The organism is Vibrio limimangrovi, assembly GCF_054064025.1.
This window is the reverse complement of the sequence record NZ_JBSUGF010000019.1, coordinates 16022-42599: the sequence shown is the minus strand read 5'-3', so window position 1 is coordinate 42599 and position 26578 is coordinate 16022. Positions and strand designations below refer to the sequence as shown.

Annotated in this window: 20 protein-coding genes; 13 read left to right on the top strand and 7 right to left on the bottom strand. The window is 47.0% G+C overall.

The annotated features are described in order from the left end of the window. Nucleotides 1-95 precede the first annotated feature (95 nt). The 3 genes from pfkA to ACWYU8_RS20500 form a co-directional block, all read right to left on the bottom strand. Nucleotides 96-1058 (bottom strand): 6-phosphofructokinase, encoded by a 963-nt coding sequence (gene pfkA / locus ACWYU8_RS20510; protein ID WP_457521597.1) that lies wholly within the window; start codon nucleotides 1056-1058, stop codon nucleotides 96-98. 284 nt (nucleotides 1059-1342) lie between these two features. After that, the gene (fieF, locus tag ACWYU8_RS20505) at nucleotides 1343-2251 is read right to left on the bottom strand and encodes a CDF family cation-efflux transporter FieF (RefSeq protein WP_457521596.1); all 909 of its coding nucleotides are present in this window, start codon (nucleotides 2249-2251) and stop codon (nucleotides 1343-1345) included. 124 nt (nucleotides 2252-2375) lie between these two features. After that, nucleotides 2376-2888 (bottom strand): CpxP family protein, encoded by a 513-nt coding sequence (locus ACWYU8_RS20500; protein WP_457521595.1) that lies wholly within the window; start codon nucleotides 2886-2888, stop codon nucleotides 2376-2378. 190 nt (nucleotides 2889-3078) lie between these two features. On the opposite strand from ACWYU8_RS20500, the gene ACWYU8_RS20495 reads away from it, so the two are divergent. From ACWYU8_RS20495 to trmL, 3 genes are all read left to right on the top strand, one after another. Then, nucleotides 3079-3771, top strand: a complete 693-nt coding sequence (locus tag ACWYU8_RS20495; protein WP_457521594.1) for a response regulator — start codon at nucleotides 3079-3081, stop codon at nucleotides 3769-3771. Continuing rightward, the gene (gene cpxA / locus ACWYU8_RS20490; RefSeq protein WP_457521593.1) at nucleotides 3771-5168 is read left to right on the top strand and encodes an envelope stress sensor histidine kinase CpxA; all 1398 of its coding nucleotides are present in this window, start codon (nucleotides 3771-3773) and stop codon (nucleotides 5166-5168) included. Before ACWYU8_RS20495 ends, cpxA begins: the two co-directional genes overlap by 1 nt. A 153-nt stretch (nucleotides 5169-5321) precedes the next feature. Beyond that, entirely contained in the window at nucleotides 5322-5801 is a 480-nt protein-coding gene (trmL, locus tag ACWYU8_RS20485; RefSeq protein WP_457521592.1) for a tRNA (uridine(34)/cytosine(34)/5-carboxymethylaminomethyluridine(34)-2'-O)-methyltransferase TrmL, read from the top strand. A gap of 60 nt (nucleotides 5802-5861) precedes the next feature. On the opposite strand, the gene ACWYU8_RS20480 is transcribed toward trmL, so the two are convergent. Further along, nucleotides 5862-6389 carry an FxsA family protein gene (locus ACWYU8_RS20480; protein WP_457521591.1) on the bottom strand — a complete coding sequence of 176 codons (528 nt, stop codon included), beginning with the start codon at nucleotides 6387-6389 and terminating at the stop codon, nucleotides 5862-5864. A 386-nt stretch (nucleotides 6390-6775) separates the two neighbouring features. Here ACWYU8_RS20480 and aspA point away from each other — a divergent pair, with 386 nt between their 5' ends. The 4 genes from aspA to ACWYU8_RS20460 all read left to right on the top strand — a co-directional run bounded on the left by aspA (nucleotide 6776) and on the right by ACWYU8_RS20460 (nucleotide 12541). After that, the gene (aspA, locus tag ACWYU8_RS20475; RefSeq protein WP_457521590.1) at nucleotides 6776-8227 is read left to right on the top strand and encodes an aspartate ammonia-lyase; all 1452 of its coding nucleotides are present in this window, start codon (nucleotides 6776-6778) and stop codon (nucleotides 8225-8227) included. Between the two features lie 174 nt (nucleotides 8228-8401). After that, entirely contained in the window at nucleotides 8402-9709 is a 1308-nt protein-coding gene (locus ACWYU8_RS20470) for an anaerobic C4-dicarboxylate transporter (protein WP_457521589.1), read from the top strand. Nucleotides 9710-9869: 160 nt separating this feature from the next. Next, the gene (locus tag ACWYU8_RS20465) at nucleotides 9870-11696 is read left to right on the top strand and encodes a protein-disulfide reductase DsbD (protein ID WP_457521588.1); all 1827 of its coding nucleotides are present in this window, start codon (nucleotides 9870-9872) and stop codon (nucleotides 11694-11696) included. A gap of 215 nt (nucleotides 11697-11911) precedes the next feature. Continuing rightward, nucleotides 11912-12541: a response regulator transcription factor gene (locus ACWYU8_RS20460; RefSeq protein WP_457521587.1), complete on the top strand. Its 630-nt coding sequence runs from the start codon at nucleotides 11912-11914 to the stop codon at nucleotides 12539-12541. A 181-nt stretch (nucleotides 12542-12722) separates the two neighbouring features. Here ACWYU8_RS20460 and ACWYU8_RS20455 read toward each other — a convergent pair whose 3' ends face one another. Next, complete coding sequence (locus ACWYU8_RS20455) at nucleotides 12723-14465, bottom strand: potassium/proton antiporter (RefSeq protein ID WP_457521586.1); 1743 nt, start codon at nucleotides 14463-14465, stop codon at nucleotides 12723-12725. Nucleotides 14466-14844: 379 nt separating this feature from the next. Between ACWYU8_RS20455 and ACWYU8_RS20450 the strand changes: the two genes are divergently transcribed. The 4 genes from ACWYU8_RS20450 (at nucleotide 14845) to ACWYU8_RS20435 (ending at nucleotide 18987) form a co-directional block, all read left to right on the top strand. Next, entirely contained in the window at nucleotides 14845-15108 is a 264-nt protein-coding gene (locus ACWYU8_RS20450; RefSeq protein ID WP_457521585.1) for a DUF4212 domain-containing protein, read from the top strand. A gap of 12 nt (nucleotides 15109-15120) precedes the next feature. Then, entirely contained in the window at nucleotides 15121-16848 is a 1728-nt protein-coding gene (locus ACWYU8_RS20445) for a sodium:solute symporter family protein (protein WP_457521584.1), read from the top strand. Between the two features lie 106 nt (nucleotides 16849-16954). Then, nucleotides 16955-17437, top strand: coding sequence for a hypothetical protein (locus ACWYU8_RS20440; protein ID WP_457521583.1), 483 nt, complete (start codon nucleotides 16955-16957; stop codon nucleotides 17435-17437). Between the two features lie 164 nt (nucleotides 17438-17601). Beyond that, the gene (locus ACWYU8_RS20435) at nucleotides 17602-18987 is read left to right on the top strand and encodes a class II fumarate hydratase (RefSeq protein ID WP_457521582.1); all 1386 of its coding nucleotides are present in this window, start codon (nucleotides 17602-17604) and stop codon (nucleotides 18985-18987) included. Between the two features lie 82 nt (nucleotides 18988-19069). Here the strand turns inward: ACWYU8_RS20435 and ACWYU8_RS20430 are convergent, their stop codons facing one another. Together ACWYU8_RS20430 and ACWYU8_RS20425 are read right to left on the bottom strand one after the other, a co-directional pair. Continuing rightward, a complete protein-coding gene (locus ACWYU8_RS20430; RefSeq protein WP_457521581.1) occupies nucleotides 19070-22504 on the bottom strand; it encodes a hybrid sensor histidine kinase/response regulator in 3435 nt (1144 codons plus the stop codon). A 119-nt stretch (nucleotides 22505-22623) separates the two neighbouring features. Continuing rightward, nucleotides 22624-23814 carry a 3-phenylpropionate MFS transporter gene (locus tag ACWYU8_RS20425; RefSeq protein ID WP_457521580.1) on the bottom strand — a complete coding sequence of 397 codons (1191 nt, stop codon included), beginning with the start codon at nucleotides 23812-23814 and terminating at the stop codon, nucleotides 22624-22626. A 241-nt stretch (nucleotides 23815-24055) separates the two neighbouring features. Between ACWYU8_RS20425 and ACWYU8_RS20420 the strand changes: the two genes are divergently transcribed. Further along, complete coding sequence (locus ACWYU8_RS20420; RefSeq protein ID WP_457521579.1) at nucleotides 24056-25882, top strand: DUF294 nucleotidyltransferase-like domain-containing protein; 1827 nt, start codon at nucleotides 24056-24058, stop codon at nucleotides 25880-25882. 21 nt (nucleotides 25883-25903) lie between these two features. Then, nucleotides 25904-26533, top strand: coding sequence for a 3'-5' exonuclease (locus ACWYU8_RS20415; RefSeq protein ID WP_457521578.1), 630 nt, complete (start codon nucleotides 25904-25906; stop codon nucleotides 26531-26533). The last annotated feature ends 45 nt before the right edge of the window (nucleotides 26534-26578 follow it).

Here is a 26578-nt window from a genome sequence, read left to right as displayed (position 1 = left end):
TCCGTCATCTGTAATCCAAACCAACAAAAATGCCGTTTACGGTTAAGCAAACGGCATTCAGTAATTGAGCTCAATACAAAGCGAATCGACTCTGCTTAGAATAGCTCTTCTGCAACCTTGTACAGATCATTACGTACAGGGCGCTTCATGTTTTCGATAGCATCAATGATATCGTGATGAACAAGCTGCTCTTTCACAATACCAACACAACGACCACCGTGACCTTCCATTAGAAGGTGAACAGCGTAGTTACCCATGCGAGATGCAAGCACGCGGTCAAATGCCGTCGGACGACCACCACGTTGGATATGACCAAGCACCGTTGCACGAGTTTCACGACCCGTTGCTGCTTCGATATCACGCGCTAGCACGTTTGCGTCCATCATCAGTTCAGTAAGAGCGATGATGGCGTGTTTCTTACCTTTTGCGATGCCGTCTTTGATGTTGCTGATAAGCTTCTCTTTATCAAGACCTGTTTCAGGTGTGATGATGTATTCACAGCCACCCGCAATTGCAGACATCAGAGTCAGGTCTCCACAGTGACGACCCATGATTTCTACGATAGAAATACGTTGGTGAGATGAAGAAGTATCACGTAGACGGTCGATTGCATCGATTACGGTGTTCAGCGCCGTTAGGTAACCGATGGTGTAATCCGTACCTGCGATGTCGTTATCAATTGTGCCAGGCAGACCGATACATGGGTAACCCATTTCAGTCAGTTTCTTCGCACCCATGTAAGAACCATCACCACCAATAACAACAAGTGCATCGATACCGTGTTTCTTTAAGTTCTCAATCGCTTTTTCGCGAACTGCGACTTCCTTGAATTCAGGGAAACGCGCAGAACCTAAGAACGTACCGCCCTTGTTGATCACATCAGATACACTTGAACGATCTAGCTTTACGATGCGATCTTCATAAAGACCCAGGTAGCCATCTTGCACACCGTAAACTTCCAATCCCTCAGATAGTGCTGTACGTACTACGCCGCGTACTGCAGCGTTCATACCAGGAGCGTCACCGCCACTTGTTAAAACACCGATCTTCTTAATCATGCTCACCCTCGATCTTTGGCAATCAATTATATAATTTTCTTCTAGGCTCCTTGTTACCAAGCAACCTGCATAATCCAGAACTGTGCGTTATGTTACATTTCCTATACAGGAATACCAATGAAAACACACATTTTTATGTAACTTTTCTACTTATGTAAGAGTATTACAGTTTCTCTTGGCAACTTCGTTGATTCATATCAGTATCAGGATTCTTAATAACTATTGATGGAAAGATAGTCAACAAGTGCTTATTTGTCGTCAGAAGCCGTTTGTTTTTTCCAACGCTACCAATCTTGCGACTTTTGTTCTTTCTCTGGTCCAAAAACCACTGACAGCGGATCCTGGTGGATCATAACGTCAGCACCCGGGAACCGTATCAGTAAATTTTCTTCCACTTTATCAGCAATATAGTGCGCCTCTATCAAACGTAGATTGTCGTCCAGCTCTAAATGCAACTGGATAAAACGCGTGGGGCCTGACATCCGAGTTCGCAGTTGGTGAACCCCTAATACGCCTTTTACGTTCAAGCACTCTGTATGAATTTGTTCTATCTCTGCATCAGGCAGTTTTCTATCCAATAAAGTTTGAATTGCTTCGTTAACCATCTTGAATGCACTGTAGAGAATAAAGACGCCAATACCTATCGCAAACACCGCGTCTGCCTGTGTAACGCCAAAATAACTTAGCCCAAGTGCAACCATGATCGCCGCATTCATGTAAAGGTCGGTTTGATAGTGAAGTGAATCCGCCGCAATCGCCTGACTGCCCGTCACCCTCACAACATGTTTTTGAAAAGTAACCAACCCCAGTGTTACGGCAATGGCAAACAACGACACATAAACACCTAACTCTGGTTCATGTAGGGGCTGAGGACGAAAGAAGCGCTCTACCCCGTTAAGAATCAGAAACACGGCCGAACCAGAGATAAACATCGCCTGGGCGAGCGCAGCTAACGACTCAGCTTTGCCATGGCCGAAAGTGTGCTCTCTGTCCGCAGGCTGCAGAGCGTATCGAACCACAACCAGATTCACTACTGATGCGGCAATATCGAGCATAGAGTCAATCAGTGAAGCCAACAGGCTGACGGAACCCGTGATCCACCAGGTCATGACCTTCACTAAAAGAAGAAATGTGGCAGCTATCGTTGCGGTCCATGCCGCGGTCGTAACTAGACGTGCATATTGCTTATTCATAATCAAAGAGTTAACTCAAACCATAGCTTGAGTATACCTCGATAATTATTGAATGAGTATGAAATAACCGGATCCAAAAGAGGCAACCAGTGGCTGCCTCTTCAAATTCATAGTCCAAGAAGGGTTAGTTGCTGCTTGGTTTGTTCATACGTTGTTGCATTCGGTCACCGCACTCTTTCATGCGTTCATTTTGCAATTTCACAAACTCCGCTTTTTGCTCAGGAGTCAGTATGCTCAACATTTTGTGTTTTCTCTCCAGCATATTCACGCGGCGCTCAGTTTGTTTCTCTACCATTTCTTTTGCGAGCGCATTGGCTTGAGCTTCATCAAAGTTATCTGCTAGTACAAGAGCCTGTACTTTCGCATGATATGCTTGGCGTTCAGCCATACGTGCATCACGATCTGCTGCGTTTTTTCCTCTCATCTCGGCACGATTTGCATCGCGGTAAGATTGTAGCTGGTCTTTTTGCGCATCAGTCAGATTAAGTTGACGCATGATGCCACGTTCCATACCAGGACCACATTCATCACGAGGGCCTTTTTGCTGGTCTTTACCACCATAGGCGAATGCCCCCGCAGCACCAAGAGTTAATGGTAGAACAACGGCAGCTAACACAATTTTTTTTGCAGATTTCATAATTTGATTCCTCATACATCTGATTGGTTCTTCTGGGCTGTTCTCCCAGCGCTTGAGTATAGAATAGAACGCATTAGGTAAAGCGACGTATAGGGAGCGTAAAGATTCGTAAAGAGTGATTTTTATACTCTTCGTCACCCTTCATTCCAATGTAGTATTAAACAAACGGTAATTTACAGTAGGTCCCTAAATGGCAAATATTCTTTTGATTGATGACGATGTAGAGCTAACCAGCCTGTTAAAAGAAGTGCTCAGTTTCGAAGGCTTTGAAGTTAATGAAGCAAATGACGGAGAAGCGGGATTGGCGGCAGTTAACAGCGAAGTGGATTTAATTTTACTCGATGTCATGATGCCAAAATTGAACGGTATGGAAACATTAAAACGCTTGCGCGAAAGCTGGGAAACGCCAGTGTTAATGTTGACCGCTAAAGGCGAAGAAATAGATCGGGTGATTGGTTTAGAGCTTGGGGCGGATGATTACTTACCAAAGCCATTCAGTGACCGAGAATTACTGGCTCGCATTCGCGCGATTTTACGCCGTACCAACAACAATATGTCAAAAGATAATAAAGGCGGCGACTGCATCGAATATCAAGAGCTTCACCTCTATCCGGGTAAACAAGAAGCCTACTGCGATCAGCAACTGCTCGACCTAACCGCAACAGAATTTGCGCTGCTCGCACACTTTGTACAGAACCCGGGACAGGTGCTCACCAAAGAGACATTAAGTCTCGATGTGCTGGGTAAACGTCTCGCGGCATTTGATCGTGCAATTGATATGCATGTCTCCAACTTACGTAAAAAACTGCCAGATCAGACGAACGGCAAACCGCGCATCAAAACGCTGCGTGGCCGAGGCTATATGTTGCTTGAGGAGGATTAATGAGCGTGCTTTCAAGCATCAAGTTGCCGAACCTCAACAGCCTGTATGGACGCATCTTTGCCATCTTTTGGTTCACCATGTTGTTGGTCTTGATTGCCGTACTGTCTCTGCCTCATCTGGATCCACGCAAAGCGCGTGACATTCCAGCCGAGCCTTATCAACGTATGCTTGAACTGCGTGATGGCATTCAAAAGCAGTACAGCAAGCAAACCGACCTTGGACGCATCTTATTTAGCATCGAGGGACGTCGCCAAAATAAAAACGACCCAAGACCACGAGTGTTCTTTTCTGATTACGACGGAAAGGTGCTAACGACCGATAATCGTAACAACTTTCATATGCGTGCGATGCAAAATTTCGTCTCCATTATCGAAGATTACAACCAGCCGAAACAGAAACTATACGGTCGATATATGGTTGCTGGCCCGGTGCCTATCACACTGGCTGACTCAGATATATTGATGTACGTCGGCTTTAAATGGACGGAGCCACCGCCACTTCTGCTAAGACTGTTTGATTATCCGCTGCAGCTTCTGCTTGCCGTGATGCTAGTCAGTACCCCACTACTGCTGTGGTTAGCGTGGGCATTAAGTCAGCCCGCACGCCGCCTGGAAGCGGCCGCTCAACGCGTAGCCAAAGGGGAATTTGTGATTGATCCGAGTTTAGAAAAAGGCACCTCGGAGTTTCGTCAGGCAGGCAGCAGTTTCAACCAGATGGTCGAAGCGGTCAATCAGATGATTTCCGGACAGCAGCGACTGCTTTCTGATATTTCCCATGAATTACGTTCGCCACTAACACGTCTGCGAATGGCCAGCGCTCTGGCAACACGCAAACAAGGCGAAAGCCCTGAGCTTATGCGAATTGATACCGAAGCTCAGAGACTGGAACAGATGATAAGCGAGTTACTTGAGCTCTCTCGTATGCAGGCAAACAGCCACATGATCCGAGAGACTCAACCTATTGAAAGCTTGTGGGAAGAGATCATCAAAGACGCCCAATTTGAAGCCGAACAAATAGGCAAAAAGCTGCATTATTCTGAACTACCAAAGGGCAGTATTTCTGGTAATCCGAAATTGCTCATGAGCGCAGTTGAGAACATCATTAGGAATGCCATTTACTACGGTAAAGATGAAGTGGAAGTCGATATAAAAACACAAGGGAATACCTTGTACATTACGGTAGACGATAATGGTGAAGGCGTTCCGGATGCCGAACTGGATGCCATTTTTCGCCCATTCTACCGGGTATCTACCGCGCGCGATCGCCATTCTGGCGGGACGGGGCTGGGGCTAACAATAACCGAAAGTGCGATTCGTCAACACAGCGGGACAATAGTAGCAAGCCGTAGTCCACTGGGCGGCTTGCGAATGAGCATTACGCTTCCTATAAGTAAATAATCGACATCCTATTGTCCAACGAACCCTCCCAACTTGCGGAGGGTTTTCTCTAGCTAGGGCTTTCAATATATCGTTCGGACAAGCGGTAACTGACAACGCACTGATTCCTGCTATATACTTCCTCTCAAATTTTACTAACTCTATTTCAATACCATGTTTGATATCGCTTTATACGAACCAGAAATTGCGCCGAATACTGGCAACATTATTCGATTGTGTGCCAACTGTGGTGCGAACCTTCACTTGATTGAACCTCTGGGCTTCGACCTTGAAGAGAAAAAAGTACGCCGTGCAGGATTGGATTACCACGATTTGGCTCGCGTAACGCGCCATAAAAACTATCAAGCATTCTTAGATTATTTAGAGGAAGAAAAGCAGGGTAACTACCGCCTGTTTGCCTGCACGACTAAGACGACAGGTCACCATGTGGATGCTCAATATCAACCAGGTGACGTATTAATGTTTGGTCCAGAAACCCGTGGTTTACCAGCAGAAGTGATTGAAAGTCTGCCAATGGCGCAGCGCATTCGCATTCCAATGATGCCAGATGCCCGTAGCCTGAACCTGTCGAATGCGGTCGCGATTATTGCGTTTGAAGCCTGGCGTCAGATGGGCTTTGAAGGCGCACAATAAGAAGAAAAATTAAAGGGCGCCTGATGCGCCCTTTGGTTTATCTACAGAACTGATTGTCTATCAGTTGAGCTTATTACGATCATTTCGGTCATCATCGTCTTTGCGCTCGTATTCCCCTTCGAAGGTATTCCCGTTGTCTGAGTGAGAATCGAACGGGCCGCGACGAAATGGATCCTGGTCAAACGGGCCTTGGTTAGAGAAACCTCCGTGGAAACCACCACCATGAACCGTTTTCACGACCATCGTACTCATCAGGTATTTGGCAATTGCGGCTCGAGGAGCAGGCAGCAACACTACCATGCCAAGAGCATCGGTCATAAAACCCGGAGTTAACAGCAACACACCGGCCACTGCCAGCATGACGCCTTCGAAAATCTGTTGAGCAGGAATTTCACCTTGCTCTAGACGTCCCTGTACAGACATCAGAGTTTGAATACCCTGACTGCGTACCAGAGACGCACCCACAATCGCCGTGATCAACACCAATGCGATGGTTGGCCAAAGTCCTAAAAATCCGCCCACCTGAATAAACAAGCCGATTTCAATGATCGGAACAAAAATAAACGCCAATAATAAGATAGGAAACACACGCCCTCCTTTGTTTAATTCAGTGTAATGGTAAAAGCCAACCAAGCTCAAACGAATCGTTGTAAAAAAGCGTGTTCATATTCTCAATATGGCGTTAATGATGCCCTTCTTTTGACTTGGTTTTCAGCGTATTAAACATCAAACCTGAAGAGTAAAAACTCAAGCCAGGAAACAAAAGCAATACCCCATTCATACTTTGCAAACTATTGACGAATGAAAAGTAAAAATAGTGATCTAGTTACTATTTTTATGTGCTAGGTACAGTATCATGTGCCACACAAGTCAGGACGGATTTTACAGCCCAAAATTCTGATGAATGGATTCTAGATTGCAGAATAGGCTAATACTCAATTAAATTATTAGAATTATCATCTAAGGATCCTGTTATGGCTACCCTATCTGATGCTCCAAAAGCAGTACAATCAGCCACTCGTATTGAAGAAGATCTATTAGGTCAACGTCATGTCCCTGCTGATGCGTATTACGGTATTCACACCCTACGCGCTATCGAAAACTTCAACATTTCTAATGTCACTATCTCTGACGTACCTGAGTTTGTACGCGGTATGGTGATGACAAAGAAAGCGGCGGCGTTGGCAAACAAAGAACTTGGCGCGATTCCAAAAGACGTTGCGAATTACATCATCGAAGCGTGTGATTTGATGCTGGAAACCGGCAAATGCATGGATCAATTCCCATCAGATGTATTCCAAGGTGGTGCGGGCACGTCAGTGAACATGAACACCAACGAGGTGATCGCGAACGTAGCACTTGAACTAATGGGCAAAGAAAAAGGCCAGTACGAGTTCATCAACCCTAATGATCACGTCAACAAAAGTCAGTCTACCAACTGTGCTTATCCTACCGGCTTCCGTATCGCAGTATTCAACAGCATCCATAAGCTGATGGAAGCAATTGAGTACCTGAAAGGCGCATTCGATCTTAAAGCGATTGAATTTAAAGATATTCTTAAAATGGGCCGTACTCAGTTACAAGACGCGGTGCCTATGACAGTAGGTCAAGAATTCCACGCTTGGTCGGTTACCTTGAACGAAGAGATTCGTGCTCTAGACTACACGTCAAAACTACTCCTAGAAATCAACTTGGGTGCGACCGCTATCGGTACGGGCCTGAACACACCTACGGGCTACCAAGCGCTGTCTGTAAAACACTTAGCGGAAGTTACTGGTCTGGACGTGGTTCCAGCTGAGGACTTAATCGAAGCAACTTCAGACTGTGGTGCTTACGTAATGGCGCATGGCGCGCTAAAACGACTTGCAGTGAAACTGTCTAAGATTTGTAACGACCTTCGTCTGCTGTCTTCAGGTCCACGTGCTGGTCTTAACGAACTGAACCTTCCTGAAATGCAAGCTGGTTCATCTATCATGCCAGCGAAAGTGAACCCGGTTATTCCTGAAGTGGTAAACCAAGTTTGCTTTAAAGTATTGGGTAATGACAATACGATTTCTTTCGCAGCGGAAGGTGGTCAGCTACAGCTAAACGTAATGGAACCAGTAATTGCGCAAAGCATGTTTGAGTCCATCTCGCTACTACAGAATGCGTGTGTCAACCTACGCGACAAGTGTATCGATGGCATCACAGTGAACAAAGAAATCTGTGAAAACTACGTTTATAACTCAATCGGTATCGTGACTTACCTGAACCCATACATTGGCCACCATGAAGGTGACATTGTAGGTAAAATCTGTGCAGAAACAGGTAAGAGCGTTCGTGAAGTCGTGCTAGAGCGCGGTCTGTTAACAGCAGAAGAACTTGACGAAATTTTATCGGTTGAAAACTTCATGCATCCGAAATACAAAGCGAAGCGCTACGAATAAGTATCCTTCCACAAGGGGGCCAACAAGGCCCCTTTTTAGTCACTCACAAGATTAGCCACAATTTTTACAAGCTTTTAATTTCGAAGGTCGCCAGGTTCTGATTCTCTGAGCATTTATTCCTGTTCCTGAGTGTTCAAAAAATCCGAATCTATACAAACTAACGAGGTATTAATAATGGTCATGCTCGAACTCTTCGTGGTTCTGCTCTTCATCTATTTAGGAGCGAGAATCGGCGGTATCGGCATTGGTTTTGCTGGTGGAGCTGGTGTCATTGCGTTGTCTTTGATCCTAGGTGTTCCTACTAGCCAAGCTTTTATCCCTGTTGACGTGATTTTGATCATCATGTCCGTTATCACCGCAATTGCAGCAATGCAAGTCGCTGGTGGTCTGGACTGGATGGTTCAAGTTGCAGAAAACTTTTTACGCAAACACCCTGAACGTATCACCTTCTACGCTCCAATTGTGACATTCCTGATGACACTGATGGCGGGTACTGGTCATACGGCATTCTCTACGCTTCCGGTTATTGCAGAAGTAGCAAAAGGTCAGGGTGTTCGTCCTTCCCGTCCACTTTCTATCGCAGTTGTTGCGTCACAAATCGCGATCACAGCATCTCCGATTTCAGCGGCTGTGGTTGCTTTCGCGGCGATGCTAGCACCATTTGGTGTGGATTATCTGACATTGCTCGCGGTATGTATTCCAACCACATTCATCGCTTGTATGATCGGCGCCTTCGTGGCGAACTTTATGGGAAAAGAGCTGAAAGACGATCCTGAATATCAACATCGTCTGGAAAATGGCCTCATCAAACTGAATACTGAAGAAAAACGTGAAATTCTACCAACAGCGAAGAAAGCAACGTTTATTTTCCTTGGCGCTATCGCATTCGTCGTGTGCTACGCAGCAGCAATTTCAAGCTCAGTCGGCCTTATCGAGAACCCAACTCTGGGCCGAAACGAAGCGATCATGACAGTCATGCTGGCCGCTGCGGCCGCTATCGTTCTTACCACAAAAATCGACGCGGCAAAAATTCCTTCAGCGTCAACTTTCCGCTCTGGTATGACAGCTTGTGTATGTGTACTTGGTGTAGCCTGGCTTGGTTCTACCTTCGTAAACGCGCACGTTGATGGCATTAAAGAAGTCGCAGGCGCACTACTGGCAGACTACCCATGGATGCTTGCACTTGTGCTGTTCTTTGCCTCTATGCTGCTTTACTCACAAGGTGCGACCACTGTGGCACTGATGCCAGCAGCATTGGCTATCGGTGTTGCACCTCTGACAGCAGTTGCATCATTCGCGGCGGTAAGTGCACTGTTCGTTCTACCCACTTACCCAACGCTACTTGCTGCCGTTGAAATGGATGACACGGGTTCAACTCGTATCGGTAAATACGTGTTCAACCACCCATTTTTCGTACCAGGAGTTGCGACTATCGCTTCCGCGGTAACACTAGGTTTCGTCTTCGGCGGCCTTCTGATCTAGCAGAAACAGAGTCTTACTCGGGGAGCTTCGGCTCCCTTTTTTATTTCTCTTCCCTCAAGCTTTGCTTAACAAATCTTCACTTCGATGAAACTTATTGGCTAGCCAGCCGGTCTGATTGAGTTACACTTACGGCAATTATCTAAGATGAATTGAACATTTTATGCGTGCGTTATTCTCCATATTACTCTTAGGGTTGATTACCTTTTCTGCACCGTCTTTTGCTCTGTTTGGCAAAGACCAGCTCAACAATAGTCAGAACAATAGCTTCGGTAGCAATAGCGAAACCTTTGTATCTGTCGATCAGGCTTTTCCGTTTAACTTCTATCAGCAAGACGGCAAGTTAATGCTCGACTGGCAGGTCCGTGACGGTTACTACCTGTATCAGGAACGTCTGTCAGTATCCGGAGAGAATGTCACTCTTGGTGAATTAGATATGGAGTCTGGTACACCGCATAACGATGAGTTCTTTGGTGAAGTCCATATCTACACCATGCCTTTATTTGTCAATGTACCGCTTTCAAACTGGCAAGAAGGTGCTCGTGTCATCGTTCAGTATCAGGGCTGCGCCTCAGCTGGCTTCTGTTACCCGCCAGAAACGCGTCTAATTGCTATCAACGCCTTCACCGCGTCATCCGATGGTCCGGCAAACACAGCGAATACTGCTCAACAAAAACCGGTGGCAGAAAAAGCAACGCCAAGTAAGTCAGCAATCACTACCAGCCCGACTGCGCCAGTCTCGCAGCAAGACAGTCTGGCAGCCAACCTTGCTGAAAGCTGGTGGACCCCGCTGCTGTTCCTGGCTTTAGGCGTTGGTCTTGCCTTCACTCCGTGTGTATTACCTATGTACCCGATTCTGACCAGCATTATGCTTGGCAGTGGCAAACTCAGCCAACGACGTGCTCTTGGTCTGTCGTTTATCTACGTACAGGGCATGGCACTAACCTATACCCTACTCGGTCTGGTGGTTGCCTCTGCAGGTATGCAGTTCCAGGCAGCCATGCAGCACCCTTATGTGTTGATCGGTTTGAGTGTGTTGTTTATTGCACTAGCGATGTCGATGTTTGGTATGTACTCACTACAGCTTCCAAGCAGCGCACAAACCTGGCTCAATAACCTGAGTAATAAACAGCAAGGTGGCAGCGGTGCCGGCGTTTTCGTTATGGGTGCTATTTCTGGTTTAGTTTGCTCGCCATGCACCACCGCACCACTTTCCGGAGCACTGATTTACGTAGCTCAAAGTGGCGATCTGTTCACAGGTGCAATCGCCTTATATGCACTTGCAATGGGGATGGGGATACCATTAATTCTGGTCGCCGTATTTGGCAACAAACTGCTACCAAAAACGGGCGGCTGGATGGATCGTGTAAAAACACTGTTCGGATTTATTCTGCTCGCCGCGCCAATCTTCCTGCTTGAACGTCTGTTACCTGAAATGTGGTCGACGATGCTTTGGTCTGCACTGGGTGTTGCTGCTTTTGGCTGGCTATATCACGTGAAAAACAGCTTAACGTTTGGTGGCTGGAAACAAAGCGCAGTGGGCATTATTGCCGTTCTTGGCTTGTTTGCTTCTGCACAGCCCGCTCTCAATTATTGGTTTGGCAACAACGAAACTCAGGCTCAACAAACAAGCATTCGTTTTACTCGGATTGCGAATGTAGCAGAGCTGGAAGAACAGCTCGCGCTTGCGAAACAGGCTGGTAAACCAGTGATGCTCGATTTCTACGCTGACTGGTGTGTGGCATGTAAAGAGTTTGAGAAGTACACCTTCCATTCGCCAAAAGTCGAACACAAACTACGAGATTTTGTGCTACTGCAAGCCGACGTGACCAAAAATCAGGTTCAAGATATCGAATTACTAAAACGTATGAGTGTGCTTGGCTTACCGACAATAGAGTTCTGGAATAGCAAAGGGGAACACGTTTCAAACGCACGACTCACCGGCTTTATGCAAGCTGAACCCTTTCTGGAGCACATCAGTCAGTTTTAATTTCACCAGACTCAAACGCCAGTGCGAACACAAACGTAGGTAAAAGCCACTGGCGTTTTTTTTCATTTCACACATTGACCAAACAAAATAACGCTTATATGCATTTCCTCTAATAAAAGTCGATTTGGTTCAGACTTTTAGCGAATACTTATTGTCCACACTCTCAAAGCTGGACAATAATAAATTTAACCAAATAGTCAAAAGTGTTTAACGTCATGGATTCGACCTACACCATCATCATCGCCGATGATCATCCACTCTTCCGTAATGCTTTGTTTCAGTCAGTACACATGGCTGTAAGCGGAGCTAACCTCCTCGAAGCTGACTCACTCAATGCTCTGCTCGCGTTGTTAGCCAAAGAGGAAGAGCCAGATCTGGTGCTGTTGGATCTCAAGATGCCAGGTGCCAATGGCATGTCAGGTCTGATACATTTGCGTGCAGAATATCCGGATTTACCGATCGTGGTCGTGTCGGCCAGTGAAGAACCCGCTATCGTGAGTCAGGTGAAAAGTCACGGTGCTTTTGGTTTTATCCCTAAATCGAGCGATATGCGAGTGTTGGTGAGTGCCATTAATCAGGTTCTCAACGGAGACCCGTACTTCCCTGCGGGACTGATCACTAACAATGCTGCATGCAGCGATTTAGCGGAGAAGATTGCTACGCTGACACCGCAGCAGTACAAAGTGTTGGGGATGCTGTCAGATGGCTTGCTAAACAAACAAATCGCTTATGAGCTGAATGTTTCAGAAGCCACCATCAAAGCACACATGACGGCGATTTTTCGCAAACTAGGAGTGAAAAATCGCACTCAGGCAGTCATCATGCTAACGGAAATGAACAACTAAAGTTTATACCAATCGTAGTAAGTAACTGGTCATCCTAGCTTGTTAAAACACTAGATAACTGCGTTAACTTTTCGCTGTAAAAGAAGTTTGATTGTAGAATAACTACTTATCGAAAAATTCTGCCTTATTCTCAAGCATTTTTCCTACGCTATTTCTGACCATTGTCTTACTGTGATTGGTATTACTCATCTTCTGTCGATTCATCTTGCTCACTAGGCAAGCGTAAACCTACTTTGGTCACTTGCTGATCGACCACATCAGCAACAATCCAGTGCAAGCCTTGCCATTCAAATTGATCGCCTAGGACTGGGGTTGAGCCTAAGTGCTCTTCAACTAGCGCTCTCAGGGTTTTCTCCGCCCCTTCTCCCAGGTCTAAGCCATACATCATGGCCACATCCGACAACCTGACTTCAATATCCAAAAAGAAATCACCAAAGAATCGGGTCAGTGACGCTTTTTCTGGTGCTTCACTGAACAACAGGCTCAGTGCATCCAAATCCTTCTCTTGCGCAAATACACATAACGTATCGTGTTCTTCAAGCTTGGTGCTGCCTGACGGGTGGAGCAACTCTTGCTGGCGAAATACAGCGGCAATACGCGTACCTTTCGGCATCGACAAACTACGCAGAGGTTCACCAATGCACCATTTATCGGCTTTCAATCGATAGATAAACAGCTCCCACTCGCTGGTTGGGTACACTTCAACACCAATGCGTGAAATAGGCTCAGGTTTCGGCGGTAACTCTACCTTGGCCAGCGACATCGCTTTAGTCAGCGTGCCCCCCTGCACAATCAGCGAGACCATAACGACGAAGAACGCGAGATTAAAATAGAGCTGCGCATCCGGCAGCCCAGCCATCATAGGGAATACCGCCAGAATGATCGGCACGGCACCACGCAGGCCAACCCAGGACACAAACCACTTCTCACGCGGCGTAAAGCTTTTGAATGGCAATAAACCAATCCAGACCGAAACTGGACGGGCAAACAGAATCATGCCGAAGGCCAGTGCCAGACCCGGCAAAGCAATGGACAACAGGTTCGAAGGCGTAACCAGCAAGCCAAGTACCAGGAACATGCCGATTTGAGCTAACCAGGTCATACCATCTAAAACATGCAGAATAGAGTGACGACTGCGTGTTGGACGATTACCAAGCAGCAAACCCACCAGATAAATAGACAGGATGCCGCTGCCGCCGAGTGTATTTGATAAGGCAAAAATCAGCAGCCCACCGCTAACGGTTAGAATCGAGTACAAGCCGTCCGGAAGTTGATTGCGGTTAATAACCTTCCAAAGTAGCCAGCCACCAGCCAAACCAAGCAGCGCACCGATGCCAAACTGCTTAACAAAACTCAGAGCTAAAAATCCGGCGCTCAGCTCAGCTCCAGAGCTCGATAAAATAGCAATCAATGTTACGGTAAGAAATACCGCCATCGGATCGTTGGTACCGGATTCAATTTCTAATGTCGAACCCACACGCTCATTCAGACTGCGCCCTTTGAGCAATGAGAAAACGGCGGCTGCGTCTGTTGACCCGACAATAGCACCGACAAGGATGCCTTGCAGTAAATCCAGATCAAACAACCAGGTGGCCATCAGTCCCGTCAAGAGCGTCGTCAAGGCAACCCCGAGTGTGGCCAGCGACACAGACGGCCATAAAGCCACCCTAAAGCTTGCCACTCTGGTTCTCATACCACCATCAAGAAGAATAATAGCTAAAGCTAAGTTACTGACTAAATAAGCAATAGAAAAATTATCAAATCGAATTCCCCCCAGGCCGTCTTCTCCAGCCAACATACCCACGGCAAGAAAGACGAGAAGAATTGGAATACCCAGCTTAGAGGAAACAGGGCTTAAAAGAACGCTCAGCGCAATCAGCAATGCACCAACTAGAAAAAAGCTATTAATGGTGTTTGCGTCCATTCCACCCTCCCTTAATAAAATTACGACCAACATCGCTAAGTCTACCGCTTTTTTGTGTCTCAAAGCTCTAGTTAAAACGAAAACTTTATGTAAACAAATAACTTGAGAAGACGGATATAAATTCCATGAAATCGATGAATAAAAGATAACGCCCAGAAAAATAATTCGTGAAAGTTGTCATTTCGCATTAGACCTTAGGCTAATTTAACATTGATTTAACATTGGTTATTTATTACCCAGCACGCCTAAACGCCCATTTTTCAGGGCCTTTTTGTATTTTACGCCTCGACTAAAGTTGAAAAGAGTTATTGCCAACACCTTGCTAATGTACATGTTGAAACATTTTCTTAACAACAATACCAATCGTAAGGAGACGGCAATGGCATTTGAAAATGAAGAAAGAGCCAAAGCCTACTGGGACAAAAACGTGAAGCTAATGATTAGTCTAATGATCATCTGGTTCTTAGTGTCTTTCGGCTGCGGCATTTTATTTGTCGACGTACTTAATCAATTTCAACTAGGCGGATACAAACTCGGTTTCTGGTTTGCTCAACAAGGCTCTATTTACGCCTTCCTGGGTATTATTTTCTACTACGCATGGAAGATGCGAAAAATTGACCGTGAATTCGGCGTGGACGAGTAAGGAGTCGCTCAGATGGATTTGAAAACTATTACCTACCTGGTTGTTGGTTCAACCTTCATCCTTTACATCGGTATTGCGATTTGGGCGCGCGCTGGCTCGACCAAAGAGTTCTACGTTGCGGGTGGCGGTGTAAACCCAATCGCGAACGGTATGGCGACAGCCGCTGACTGGATGTCTGCAGCTTCGTTTATCTCAATGGCAGGTCTGATTGCTTTCATGGGTTACGGCGGCAGCGTATTCCTGATGGGCTGGACTGGCGGTTACGTACTACTTGCACTGCTATTGGCACCTTACCTACGTAAGTTCGGTAAATTTACAGTGCCAGAGTTTGTCGGTGAGCGATTCTACTCGAACACTGCTCGTGTCGTAGCGGTAGTTTGTCTGATCATCGCATCAGTAACTTACGTTATCGGTCAGATGAAAGGCGTTGGCGTTGCATTCGGTCGTTTCCTGGAAGTAGATTACTCAACAGGTCTACTGATTGGTATGTGTATCGTATTTATGTACGCTGTATTAGGCGGCATGAAAGGCATCACATACACGCAGATTGCTCAATATTGCGTACTCATTCTTGCTTACACTATCCCAGCAGTGTTTATCTCTCTGCAATTAACAGGTAACCCGATTCCGCAAATTGGACTTGGCAGTACCATGGCTGGCTCCGATGTCTACCTGCTGGATCGGCTCGATCAGGTCGTGACTGAACTTGGCTTTAGTGAATACACCACCCAAGTTCGTGGCGATACACTAAACATGTTTGCCTACACTATGTCACTAATGATCGGTACAGCGGGTCTGCCACACGTAATCATCCGTTTCTTTACGGTACCTAAGGTTCGTGACGCGCGTACATCAGCAGGTTGGGCACTAATTTTCATTGCGATTCTTTACACAACAGCTCCAGCTGTATCAGCAATGGCGCGCCTAAACCTTATGAATACAGTAAACCCAGCTCCGGGTGAGCACCTAGCTTATGACGAGCGTCCATCTTGGTTTAAGAACTGGGAGAAAACAGGTCTACTGGGCTTTGATGACAAGAACGGCGACGGTCGCATCAACTACACGTCGGATGCTGCGACAAACGAACTGCAAGTTGATAACGACATCATGGTACTGGCAAACCCAGAGATTGCTAAGCTACCAAACTGGGTAATCGCATTGGTTGCCGCTGGCGGTCTGGCAGCAGCACTATCAACGGCGGCGGGTCTGTTGTTGGCAATTTCGTCCGCAATATCCCATGACTTAATCAAAGGTATTATCAATCCGAATATTTCCGAGAAGAAAGAGCTACTCGCCAGCCGAATTTCCATGGCGGTGGCTATCGCAGCGGCTGGTTACTTGGGTTTACACCCACCGGGCTTTGCGGCAGGTACCGTTGCACTGGCCTTTGGCCTGGCAGCGTCCTCTATCTTCCCAGCGTTGATGATGGGTATCTTCAGTAAGAGCATCAACAAAGAAGGCGCTATTGCAGGTATGATCGCGGGTATCAGTATCACGCTGTTCTACGTATTCCAACACAAAGGTATCCTGTTCATCGCTGATTGGACATACCTGGAAAGCTGGGGCAGCAACTGGTTCCTAGGCATTGAACCAAACGCATTCGGCGCAATCGGTGCACTCTTTAACTTCATCGTGGCATTTGCTGTATCGAAAGTAACGGCTGAAACTCCACAAGAAGTAAAAGATCTTGTTGAGCACGTACGTGTACCTGTCGGTGCAGGCCAAGCTGTCGATCACTAATTATTATTAGAACCACAAAGCCCCGTCTGGAAACCTCTGTCCGGGGCTTTTTTATTCTCTGCTTTCAGTTACCATATTCGAAGTCCGTCGTTGCAAGGAAGTCAAGATGTTCAAAAATAAGCACTTAATTCTCGCCCTGCTAATCGCTCCCATCCTTTCTCTTATCGCCTACTTCGGTACCGATATTGCGCTCAGTGAAAAACCTCACGCAGCCAAAGAAGGTGAGAGCTACAAATTAGCCAGCAAATCCAATTGTCGTTACACCAGTGGTCTGTGTGATATGGAAAATGGCGATTTTAAAGTGAAGTTTCGCTCAGAGAAGCTCACGAAAGACAGTTTAGAGCTGTCTCTCAATGCCGCTTATCCATTGGAAGGCGTAAAGGTTTCTTTGGTTGCAGACCAAGAGAAAAACGCCCAACCAGTCGATATGACACGCGCCGATCAAGCGGGACAAAACTGGTACATCACCTTGCCAAAACCAAAATCAGCAGAAAGCTGGTTAAGAGTAGTCATCCAATCAAATGGAACGCTCTACTACGGCGAGACACAAACGGCTTTCGTGAAATACGAGACTTTGTTTACTGAATAACTGAAAAACTAGCAAAAGAAGAGCTCTGAGCTTAATTGTAGGGATAAAGCTCACTGGCTACGAGCCGATGCGTGGATTTATGCATCGGCTTTTTTGTCGTCATAATTCTCATAAATCACCTATGGTTGTTACAGGACTCCTTATTGATATTCAAGGATACAGCCATGACTACCGACTTCCGCATCGAAAAAGACAGTATGGGGGAAGTAAAAGTCCCCTCGGATGCCCTCTATCAGGCTCAAACCCAACGAGCTGTCGACAACTTTTCCATCAGCAAACACACCATGCCACAAGGCTTCATCCATGCCTTGGCACATATCAAGCAGACGGCAGCGCTTACCAATGCCCAATTAGGATTGCTAGAAGGTGACATTGCTAATGCGATAGCGGATGCAGCGCAAACCATTATCGACGGTCAACATCTGGATCAGTTTCCGATAGATGTCTTTCAAACCGGGTCGGGGACCAGTTCTAACATGAACGCCAACGAGGTGATCGCCACTCTGGCCTCCGAGATTATGGGTGGTAAGGTAAGCCCGAATGATCACGTCAACATGGGGCAAAGCAGTAACGATGTGGTGCCAACGGCGATTCAGGTCAGTGCGGCACTGGCGATAGAAAAACAGTTAATTCCCGCGCTAACTCACCTCAGCAAAGCCATTGAATCTAAACGACAGACCTTAACAAATGTGGTCAAAACCGGACGTACTCACCTGATGGACGCAATGCCGGTTACATTCGCACAAGAGCTCAGTGGCTGGCAGTTCCAGATAGAGCATGCCAAGCTAGCCATCGAGCACACTCTGCCCGCCATGAAGGCTTTGGCGCAAGGTGGAACCGCCGTCGGTACAGGGATCAACGCCGATCAACGCTTTGCTGTACTGTTCGCGGACAATCTTTCGCAATCCACGCACGTGGCGTTTTCTTCCAGCCAGAACTTCTTTTTTAATCTTAGCTGTCAGGATGCGATCGTGGCACTCTCCGGACAGCTCAAAACCGCAGCAGTTGCGATCATGAAGATCGCAAACGATCTTCGCTGGATGAACTCAGGACCATTAGCGGGGTTGGGTGAAATTGAACTACAAGCACTTCAGCCGGGCTCATCCATCATGCCGGGGAAGGTAAACCCTGTAATACCCGAAGCGGTAGCCATGGCTTGTGCACAAGTAATTGGCAATGACACAACCGTTACTATTGCGGGTCAGTCGGGCAATTTTCAACTCAACGTTATGCTGCCAGTGATTGCCCATAGCGTATTGGAAAGCATCGAACTATTGTCTAATAGCGCGACATCATTAGCAGACCAGGCAATTTCAAACTTCAAAGTAAGACAAGACAAACTTGATGTCGCTTTAGCTAAGAACCCGATTTTAGTTACTGCGCTTAATCCGGTGATCGGTTATCTGAAAGCAGCCGAAATTGCCAAAAAGGCTTACAAACAAGGGCGAGCCATCATTGATGTTGCAGAAGAGGAAACTGATTTAGACCGCTCCACACTCGAAAGGCTACTCAACCCAGCCAAGCTGACACAAGGCGGGGTGGCTGAATAAATGCCCGCTATCAATGCACCGAGACCTCCAATCGGAGGTCTCTTTCTTTTCTACTCAGATAGAACCTAAATACTCTCTAAGGCTAGGCGACCCTGTTTAACACCGAACGCAACTTCAATGGTTTAACCGGCTTAGCAATGAAACTGAACCCGTTCGCTTTAATGCCATCCAACATATCATCGGTACGATCCGCACTGATGATGACGCCCTCAAAGCGATTCCCCAGACGAAGTCGACACTGTTGCAGCACTTCTAACCCCGTGCGGCCGTTATCTAATCGATAATCAGAGAAAATCACATCCGGAATCCAGCCATCGTCCAAGGCACGCAAACTTTCCACCAGATCGATCGCGATTCGCGTATCGCATCCCCAACGCGACAATAGGTTTTCCATACCCACTAAAATATCTGGCTCGTTGTCGACACACAAAATTTTCAAATGACATAGCTCAGACTGAGCACTACTTGGCATCTTCACAGTACTAAGCACCTGTACGCTCTCCGCTTTGTCGAGCGTGATTGAGAAGACACTGCCTTTGCCATACCAGGAACGCATCGAAATTTCATGCCCCAGCACCTGCGCGATACCCTTCGAGATCGCAAGACCTAGTCCTAACCCCTGATCGGAACGCACCTGAGAGCCACGGTTAAATTCTTCAAAGATCTCTTGCTGTTTCTCTTCTTCGATGCCCATACCGTTATCCCAGACATCAATACGCACACGTCCTTTAACACGGCGTACACCCAGAGCAACTTTGCCGTTTGGACTGTAGCGGAACGCATTGGTGAGAAAGTTTTGTACCACTCGGCGCAGAAGTTTAGGGTCTGAATTCACCGTCAGTGACGATGGGATCATGGTAAATTCAATGCCCTGTTGTTTGGCCAGTGCGCTGAATTCAGCGTTCAGATTGGCCAGCACATCGTTCACGGCAAAACCGCACACATGTACTTCAAGCTTGCCCGATTCCAGACGGGAAATATCCAGTAAGTCGCCAATCAAATCTTCTGCAGCGCCGAGCGCACTTTCGATATGAGAAGAAAGCTTTTTCGTCTCGTCGTCCTTTGCAACTTCAGAAAGTGACGAGGCAAAAAGTCTCGCCGCATTGAGTGGCTGCATAAGATCATGACTCACCGCTGCAAGGAATCGTGACTTTGACTTCGATTCTAAATCTGATCGCTGAGTCGCCACCACCAACTGTTTGTTGAGCTGTTCGAGTTCGCGGGTACGAAGTCGCACGCGTTCCTCAAGCGTCTCATTTGCCTCTTTTAGCGCTTGTTCGGCATCGCGGAAAACGGTGATGTCAGTAAAACTCATTACAAAACCACCACCCGGCATTGGATTACCCTGAACTTCTATCACACGCCCGTCGGGGCGTACCCGAGATGAGGTATGCCGCGTTCCTTGTTCAAGATGGTAAACCCGACGACGCACATGGTCGTCCGGATCGCCGGGACCACACAATCCTTGCTCCGCATTGTGACGAATAACATCTGCGATTGGGCGACCAACCTGGATTAAACCCGGAGGAAATTCAAACAGCTCCAGATAACGTTGGTTCCATGCCACCAGCCGCAACTGTTTGTCGACCACGGCGATCCCCTGACCGATGTGCTCAATCGCCCCTTGCAGTAATCCCCGGCTGAAGTCATACAGCTCAGAAGCTTCATCAACAATGGTTGCCACTTCTTCCAGCTGCATGTTTCTTCCCTGCAAAGCAGAAGTAAGTACTAACTTAGCTGAAGAAGCGCCAAACACCCCGGCTAATACGCGTTCTGTGTGCCGGATCAACGAAGACGGTGCTTGCTGGTTTGGCATCAGCTCTTCACGCTGCTGACTCCAATAGGCCTGAAATGCGACTTTCACTCGCGAGCGTCCGACGAAACGTGAGGCAAGCATCTCCAGCTCAGCCACGGTCACACGGCTCTGGTAAAGGCTCATGTTTTCACTTTCAGGCAGTGGCGTACCAACAAAGGAAGCCGATTGTAAGCGCTCACTTAGGCTTGGACGGGTGATCATAGAAACCACGACAAAACAGGCCGTATTTACCGCCACACTGAGAATCATCCCCCAGTCCGAAATGGCAATATCAAAGCTTGTCAGCATTTCTGGTGGCGTGATCAGCCATATCAGGAAATTACTGCTGGCATTGCCCGCCAGCATGTCGGTTTGGCTCATTAGGGTGATAAGCCAAATAGTAAAACCAACCGCAAGACCGACATAAACGCCCTTCTTGTTTCCCTGACGCCAATACATCCCGCCAATCAGTGCCGGAGCGAATTGCGTAATGGCAGCAAAGGAGAGAAAACCTATCGCAGAGAGTGAGTGAATACTATCAAGCGCCTGATAAAAGCCCCATGCACCAATCAAAAGAATCAGAATCAGAGCGCGACGAATACGCAGCAACAGTTGAGAAAAGTGCTGATGATTACGTTGCGACAGGCGCATACGACGTAAAAGCAGTGGCATCGCCAAGTCATTCGATACCATGATGGCTAACGCAATGGTAGAGACAATAACCATGCCACTTGCCGCAGATGTCCCCCCCAGGAAGGCTAGCAATGCAATCTCACTGGCACCAACTGACATTGGTACACTGATTACATAGGTATCAGGTGACGCGCCACTCAGCAGTCCTTGCCCTACCCATGCGATCGGCAATACGAAAATTCCCATTAAAATCAAATAAATCGGAAATAACCAACGGGCAACATGAAGGTCCTGAGCGCGTTCGTTTTCAACCACCATGGTATGAAACTGACGAGGTAAGCAGACGATCGCCAACATGGTGAGTACGGTATGAATCAGTATTGTAGGAATGTTTGGCGGTTGATAGGTTTCGGTCGCCACGTCTATCAGACTTAAGGTTTCTGTACGCATGGCTAGCCATACAATAAACACGCCCACAACTAAAAACGCCATCAGCTTAATGATCGACTCAAATGCGATTGCCATCATCATGCCGCGATGATGCTCGGTATTATCGATATGGCGTGTACCAAACAAAATGGTAAAAATAGCAAGAGCCATCACCACGAACCAGGAGACACTGTCGTTATGATAGCCAAAGTCCGTTGCCAGTTCAGGCGCAATAATTTCCAGCCCCATGGTGATACCACGAAGCTGCAATGCGATATAAGGCAGAATACCGGCAACGGCAATCAGGGTCACGACGACCGCCAGGCCTTGCGATTTTCCGTAACGTGCGCCGATGAAATCAGCAATAGAGGTTATGTGTTCACGTTTGGCGATCAAGATCAGTCTGGCGAGTACCCGCCAACCAAGTGTGAAGACCAGAATCGGCGCAATATAGATAGGTAAAAAAGACCAGGGATTGCTGCTCGCTTGACCAACGGTGCCGTAGAAGGTCCAGGAAGTACAATAAACAGCAATAGACAAACTGTAGATCCAAGGTCGCCACCTCGCCAGCCACCTTCTCTGATTGTCTCCGTACCAAGCGATTATAAATAGGGCTCCCAAGTACGCCAAAGAAACGGGAACCACCAGCCATCCTTGCATCCGATATCCTTTTAGTCTTTCTTACTAAAACAAAAAACCTCTCCGTAAAGGAGAGGTTTCATTTAACACTGCTTTCACAATAGAGACAAAGCTTAGTTTTTAACCTTTGTCACAGAAGTCTAATTCTGTGTTTCAAGTGCTTTATCGGACAGGTCAACAACATGCTTTGCCGGCTGTTGTGGTTCCAGTTTAATGAACAGTGCCAACAGTCCCATTGCAGACATCCCCCAGAACACGACTGAGCCCCAATGTTCATACGCCAAACCACTCAGCACTGTCATAAGTGCGATAAACGCTCCCAATGGAATCGCGTTATACAGCGCCTGTAATGCGACCATCTTGTTCTCTTCAGAGTTCTGAATGTATTGGATGGCAGCAATATGCGCCGTCGCAAAGGTCACACCATGCAGCATCTGTACAACAACCAGAGCGGCAATCGACGTTGTCCCGGCCGTGATCCCCCAGCGCATAATCACGCCAAAGGCAGCAATTACAAATAAAGTACGTAAAGACCAACCAGCAAACAAGCGCTTACTTAATGCAAATACCGCCACCTCGGCGGCCACCCCCAGACTCCACAAATACCCGATTACATCTTCAGAGTGTCCCGCTGCTTTCCAATGGATAGCGCTAAAACCGTAATACGCCGCATGACTGCCCTGGATTAGCGAAACCAACACCAGAAATTTGAGTACAGGTTTGTCTGTCAACAGGGCAGACAGTTTAGGACGCACTGCATGCTGAGCGCTGAGAGTCACTGGCATCGGATTGGTATTACGCATCGCAAACAATAGCGAGAGCAACACGCTAACCATCGCTGTGTAGAGAATCATGTCAGATCCAAATTCAGCCACTAAATACCCGACTACGGTAGAACCGCCGATAAACGCGACCGAGCCCCATAAGCGCGTGCGACCATAGTCCAGCATTTTTAAACGAGCATAGTAATTGGCCATCGCATCAGACAGTGGCACCACAGGCCCACAACACAAGTTAAACAGAACAGTAGCTAACGCCATTAACCCAAAACTGCCGCCCGTAAAAAAATGGAATCCAACAAAGATAAGAGCAGCCAAACTTAACCAACGTAAGGTTGGCATTAAATGCTCAACTTTATGTACTCGAGGGGTGATGACGATGTTAGCTATGCAGCGCGTCGCCAAGCCTAAACCAACTAACAGGCCGATATCGGTTGGTGAGACACCCTGCTCTTTAAACCACAGAGACCAAAACGGCAGATAGACACCATAAGCGAAAAAGAATCCGAGAAAGTACTGGGAGATCCAGCCATACGGAGAAGGTTTCAACATCTCTATTATCCTAAAAATGGGAACATCAACGTTCTGAGTGTGGATTATGGCTCGCAAGGCTGAACGGAAAAAGGGAAGAATCGGCAACTTACCGTTTCCTCGATGGAATACAAACTTTTTGCGCTTGCTTTACGCTTTGATCATCAGGCGACATAGCATCAGGTTTAGACCAAAGTCGTCTGGCTTATAGAAAGAAATTTGTCAGACTTAGAATGTGTTCCTACCAACATTAGGATTCTATATGCCTGATAAATTTAATATGCAATCTCCCCCGTTCGACCGCCTGACCAGCAAGCAACAAGCGCGACTGCGCTCATCCCTTGACGTGGCGTATTATCGAACCCGAGATGTTATTTTATCTAGCGGGCAGACCAATCCTCATTTGCACATATTAATCAAAGGTGCGGTGGAAGAACGTTCCAAGGACCAGAGCGAAGTCTTCGCTCATTACGCGAATGATGACATGTTCGATGTGCGCTCTCTGTTTGAAGACAACGTGCGCCATCAATATGTGGCACTCGAAGACACCCTGTCTTACTTGCTGCCCAAAGAAGTGTTTCTTGAACTCTATAATGAAAATGGGCAATTTGCAGCGTACTTCGATAACAACCTGTCAAAACGACAAGCGTTGATAGAAGCCGCTCATCAACAGCAAAATTTGGCTGAGTTTATTCTGACTAAAGTCGATAAGAGCATTTACCACCCCCCAATGCTCCTGCTCCCGGAGACACCGATCAATGAGGTGACACGAACGCTAAAAGAAAACGGTATCGACGCAGCATTAGTGAAACTTAACCCAGACGATCCACGCCTTGATAAATGGCCGTCAGCACATCCTTATGCCATTGTCACTCGTACGAATATGCTCCATTCCGTGATGTTAGATAACTGCGCTGTCGATACACCTGTGGGCGAGATCGCCACCTTCCCGGTTTATCATGTCGATGAAGGCGACTTCCTGTTTAACGCCATGATCACCATGACACGTAACCGGATGAAACGTTTGATGGTATGTGATGGCAATCAAGCCATTGGCATGCTCGACATGACCCAGATACTCAGTGCGTTTTCGACTCACTCACATGTGCTCACGCTAAGTATCGCCAGAGCAAGCAGTGTAGAAGAACTTGCCCTTGCATCCAACCGACAACGTCAGTTGGTAGAAAGTCTGGTAAGAAACGGTATTCGTACCCGCTTTATCATGGAGTTGATTTCCGCCGTTAATGAACAAATCATCGAGAAAGCCTTTGAATTAGTGGTGCCACCAGCGCTCCACGATCACTGCTGTTTAATAGTGCTGGGATCTGAAGGCCGAGGAGAGCAGATCCTCAAAACCGATCAAGACAACGCACTCATCATTCAAGACGGATTAGAGTGGTCTCTGTGTGAGCAGGTGATGCAATCTTTTACTCATACCCTGCAACAGCTGGGTTACCCACTCTGCCCTGGTAAGGTCATGGTCAACAATCCTAAGTGGGTCAAGTCTCAAACGGCCTGGATTAAAACCCTTGATAGTTGGATTGCAAAAGCAGAACCAGAGCAAATTATGGATTTGGCTATCTTTAGTGATGCACAGGCCGTTGCGGGAAACCGGGCACTGCTCACTCCTGTTGCCGAGCATCTCAGAGACACGATGAAAGATCGCATGCTGATATTATCCGATTTTACTCGTCCAGCACTCCAGTTCTCCGTGCCGCTGACCCTGTTTGGTAACGTCAAAAGCGACAAAGATGGTTTAGATATCAAACGAGGCGGTATCTTCCCTATCGTGCATGGTATCCGAACTCTGTCTCTTGAATATGCAATTGAAGAAAAAAGCACCTTTTCCCGTATAGAAGCATTAAGAAACAAACGCATTTTAGAACCTGAAACCGCCGACAACTTAAATGAAGCGCTCAAACTGTTCTTTAAACTTCGCCTGAATCAGCAGCTGAACCAGCAAGATGCGCTCAACAACATCGACCTTAAACAACTCGACAGAACCGAACGTGACTTACTCCGCCATAGCCTGCATGTGGTGAAAAAGTTTAAGCAGTTTTTAGGTTTCCACTATCAGATCCGTGATTAAGTCATACAAGAGGTATCAGGGATGAATTGGCTGAAACGAAAATATTGGCATTACAAGCTGAAAGGCTCGCCTTATCAGTCACTATTTTGTGATCCGGGAAATACCGAACTCGTCTCTCTCGATTGTGAAACCACGAGTTTAGATCCCAATCGGGCTGAACTGGTTACCATTGCTGCCACCAAAATCATTGATAACCGTATCATCACCAGCCAGCCATTTGAAGTGCACCTGCGCGCGCCACAATCACTCGATTCCGGCTCGGTAAAAATCCATAAAATTCGCCATCAGGATTTAGTGGATGGCATCAGTGAAAAAGACGCTCTGGTGAAACTGTTGGACTTCATCGGAAACCGGCCACTCGTTGGTTACCACATCCGCTATGATAAAAGAATCCTGGATCTTGCCTGCCAGAGACAACTTGGATTCCCTCTGCCTAATGCGTTAATTGAAGTCAGCCAGATATACTTTGACATGCTGGAACGACATTTACCGAATGCCTATTTCGACTTAAGTCTGGAGGCGATTTGCAAGCATCTTGAACTGCCGATGCAAGACAGACACGACGCATTGCAAGATGCCATCGCCGCCGCCCTGATCTTTGTGCGCTTGACCAAAGGTGAATTACCTAATCTCAGCGTACCTTATAGATGATCCCGGTTGACCTGGCTCCCATAATTACTTTTATTTCAAACCTTT

Excerpts from the sequence above, each read along its gene's own strand:
- ACWYU8_RS20470 (WP_457521589.1), top strand. The coding sequence starts at position 8,402 with ATGGTCATGCTCGAACTCTTCGTGGTTCTGCTCTTCATCTATTTAGGA.
- ACWYU8_RS20435 (WP_457521582.1), top strand. The coding sequence starts at position 17,602 with ATGACTACCGACTTCCGCATCGAAAAAGACAGTATGGGGGAAGTAAAA.
- ACWYU8_RS20500 (WP_457521595.1), bottom strand. The coding sequence starts at position 2,888 with ATGAAATCTGCAAAAAAAATTGTGTTAGCTGCCGTTGTTCTACCATTA.
- aspA (WP_457521590.1), top strand. The coding sequence starts at position 6,776 with ATGGCTACCCTATCTGATGCTCCAAAAGCAGTACAATCAGCCACTCGT.
- pfkA (WP_457521597.1), bottom strand. The coding sequence starts at position 1,058 with ATGATTAAGAAGATCGGTGTTTTAACAAGTGGCGGTGACGCTCCTGGT.
- ACWYU8_RS20430 (WP_457521581.1), bottom strand. The coding sequence starts at position 22,504 with ATGCAAGGATGGCTGGTGGTTCCCGTTTCTTTGGCGTACTTGGGAGCC.
- ACWYU8_RS20420 (WP_457521579.1), top strand. The coding sequence starts at position 24,056 with ATGCCTGATAAATTTAATATGCAATCTCCCCCGTTCGACCGCCTGACC.
- fieF (WP_457521596.1), bottom strand. The coding sequence starts at position 2,251 with ATGAATAAGCAATATGCACGTCTAGTTACGACCGCGGCATGGACCGCA.
- ACWYU8_RS20465 (WP_457521588.1), top strand. The coding sequence starts at position 9,870 with ATGCGTGCGTTATTCTCCATATTACTCTTAGGGTTGATTACCTTTTCT.
- ACWYU8_RS20415 (WP_457521578.1), top strand. The coding sequence starts at position 25,904 with ATGAATTGGCTGAAACGAAAATATTGGCATTACAAGCTGAAAGGCTCG.
- cpxA (WP_457521593.1), top strand. The coding sequence starts at position 3,771 with ATGAGCGTGCTTTCAAGCATCAAGTTGCCGAACCTCAACAGCCTGTAT.
- ACWYU8_RS20450 (WP_457521585.1), top strand. The coding sequence starts at position 14,845 with ATGGCATTTGAAAATGAAGAAAGAGCCAAAGCCTACTGGGACAAAAAC.
- ACWYU8_RS20460 (WP_457521587.1), top strand. The coding sequence starts at position 11,912 with ATGGATTCGACCTACACCATCATCATCGCCGATGATCATCCACTCTTC.
- ACWYU8_RS20455 (WP_457521586.1), bottom strand. The coding sequence starts at position 14,465 with ATGGACGCAAACACCATTAATAGCTTTTTTCTAGTTGGTGCATTGCTG.
- ACWYU8_RS20425 (WP_457521580.1), bottom strand. The coding sequence starts at position 23,814 with ATGTTGAAACCTTCTCCGTATGGCTGGATCTCCCAGTACTTTCTCGGA.
- ACWYU8_RS20440 (WP_457521583.1), top strand. The coding sequence starts at position 16,955 with ATGTTCAAAAATAAGCACTTAATTCTCGCCCTGCTAATCGCTCCCATC.
- trmL (WP_457521592.1), top strand. The coding sequence starts at position 5,322 with ATGTTTGATATCGCTTTATACGAACCAGAAATTGCGCCGAATACTGGC.
- ACWYU8_RS20445 (WP_457521584.1), top strand. The coding sequence starts at position 15,121 with ATGGATTTGAAAACTATTACCTACCTGGTTGTTGGTTCAACCTTCATC.
- ACWYU8_RS20495 (WP_457521594.1), top strand. The coding sequence starts at position 3,079 with ATGGCAAATATTCTTTTGATTGATGACGATGTAGAGCTAACCAGCCTG.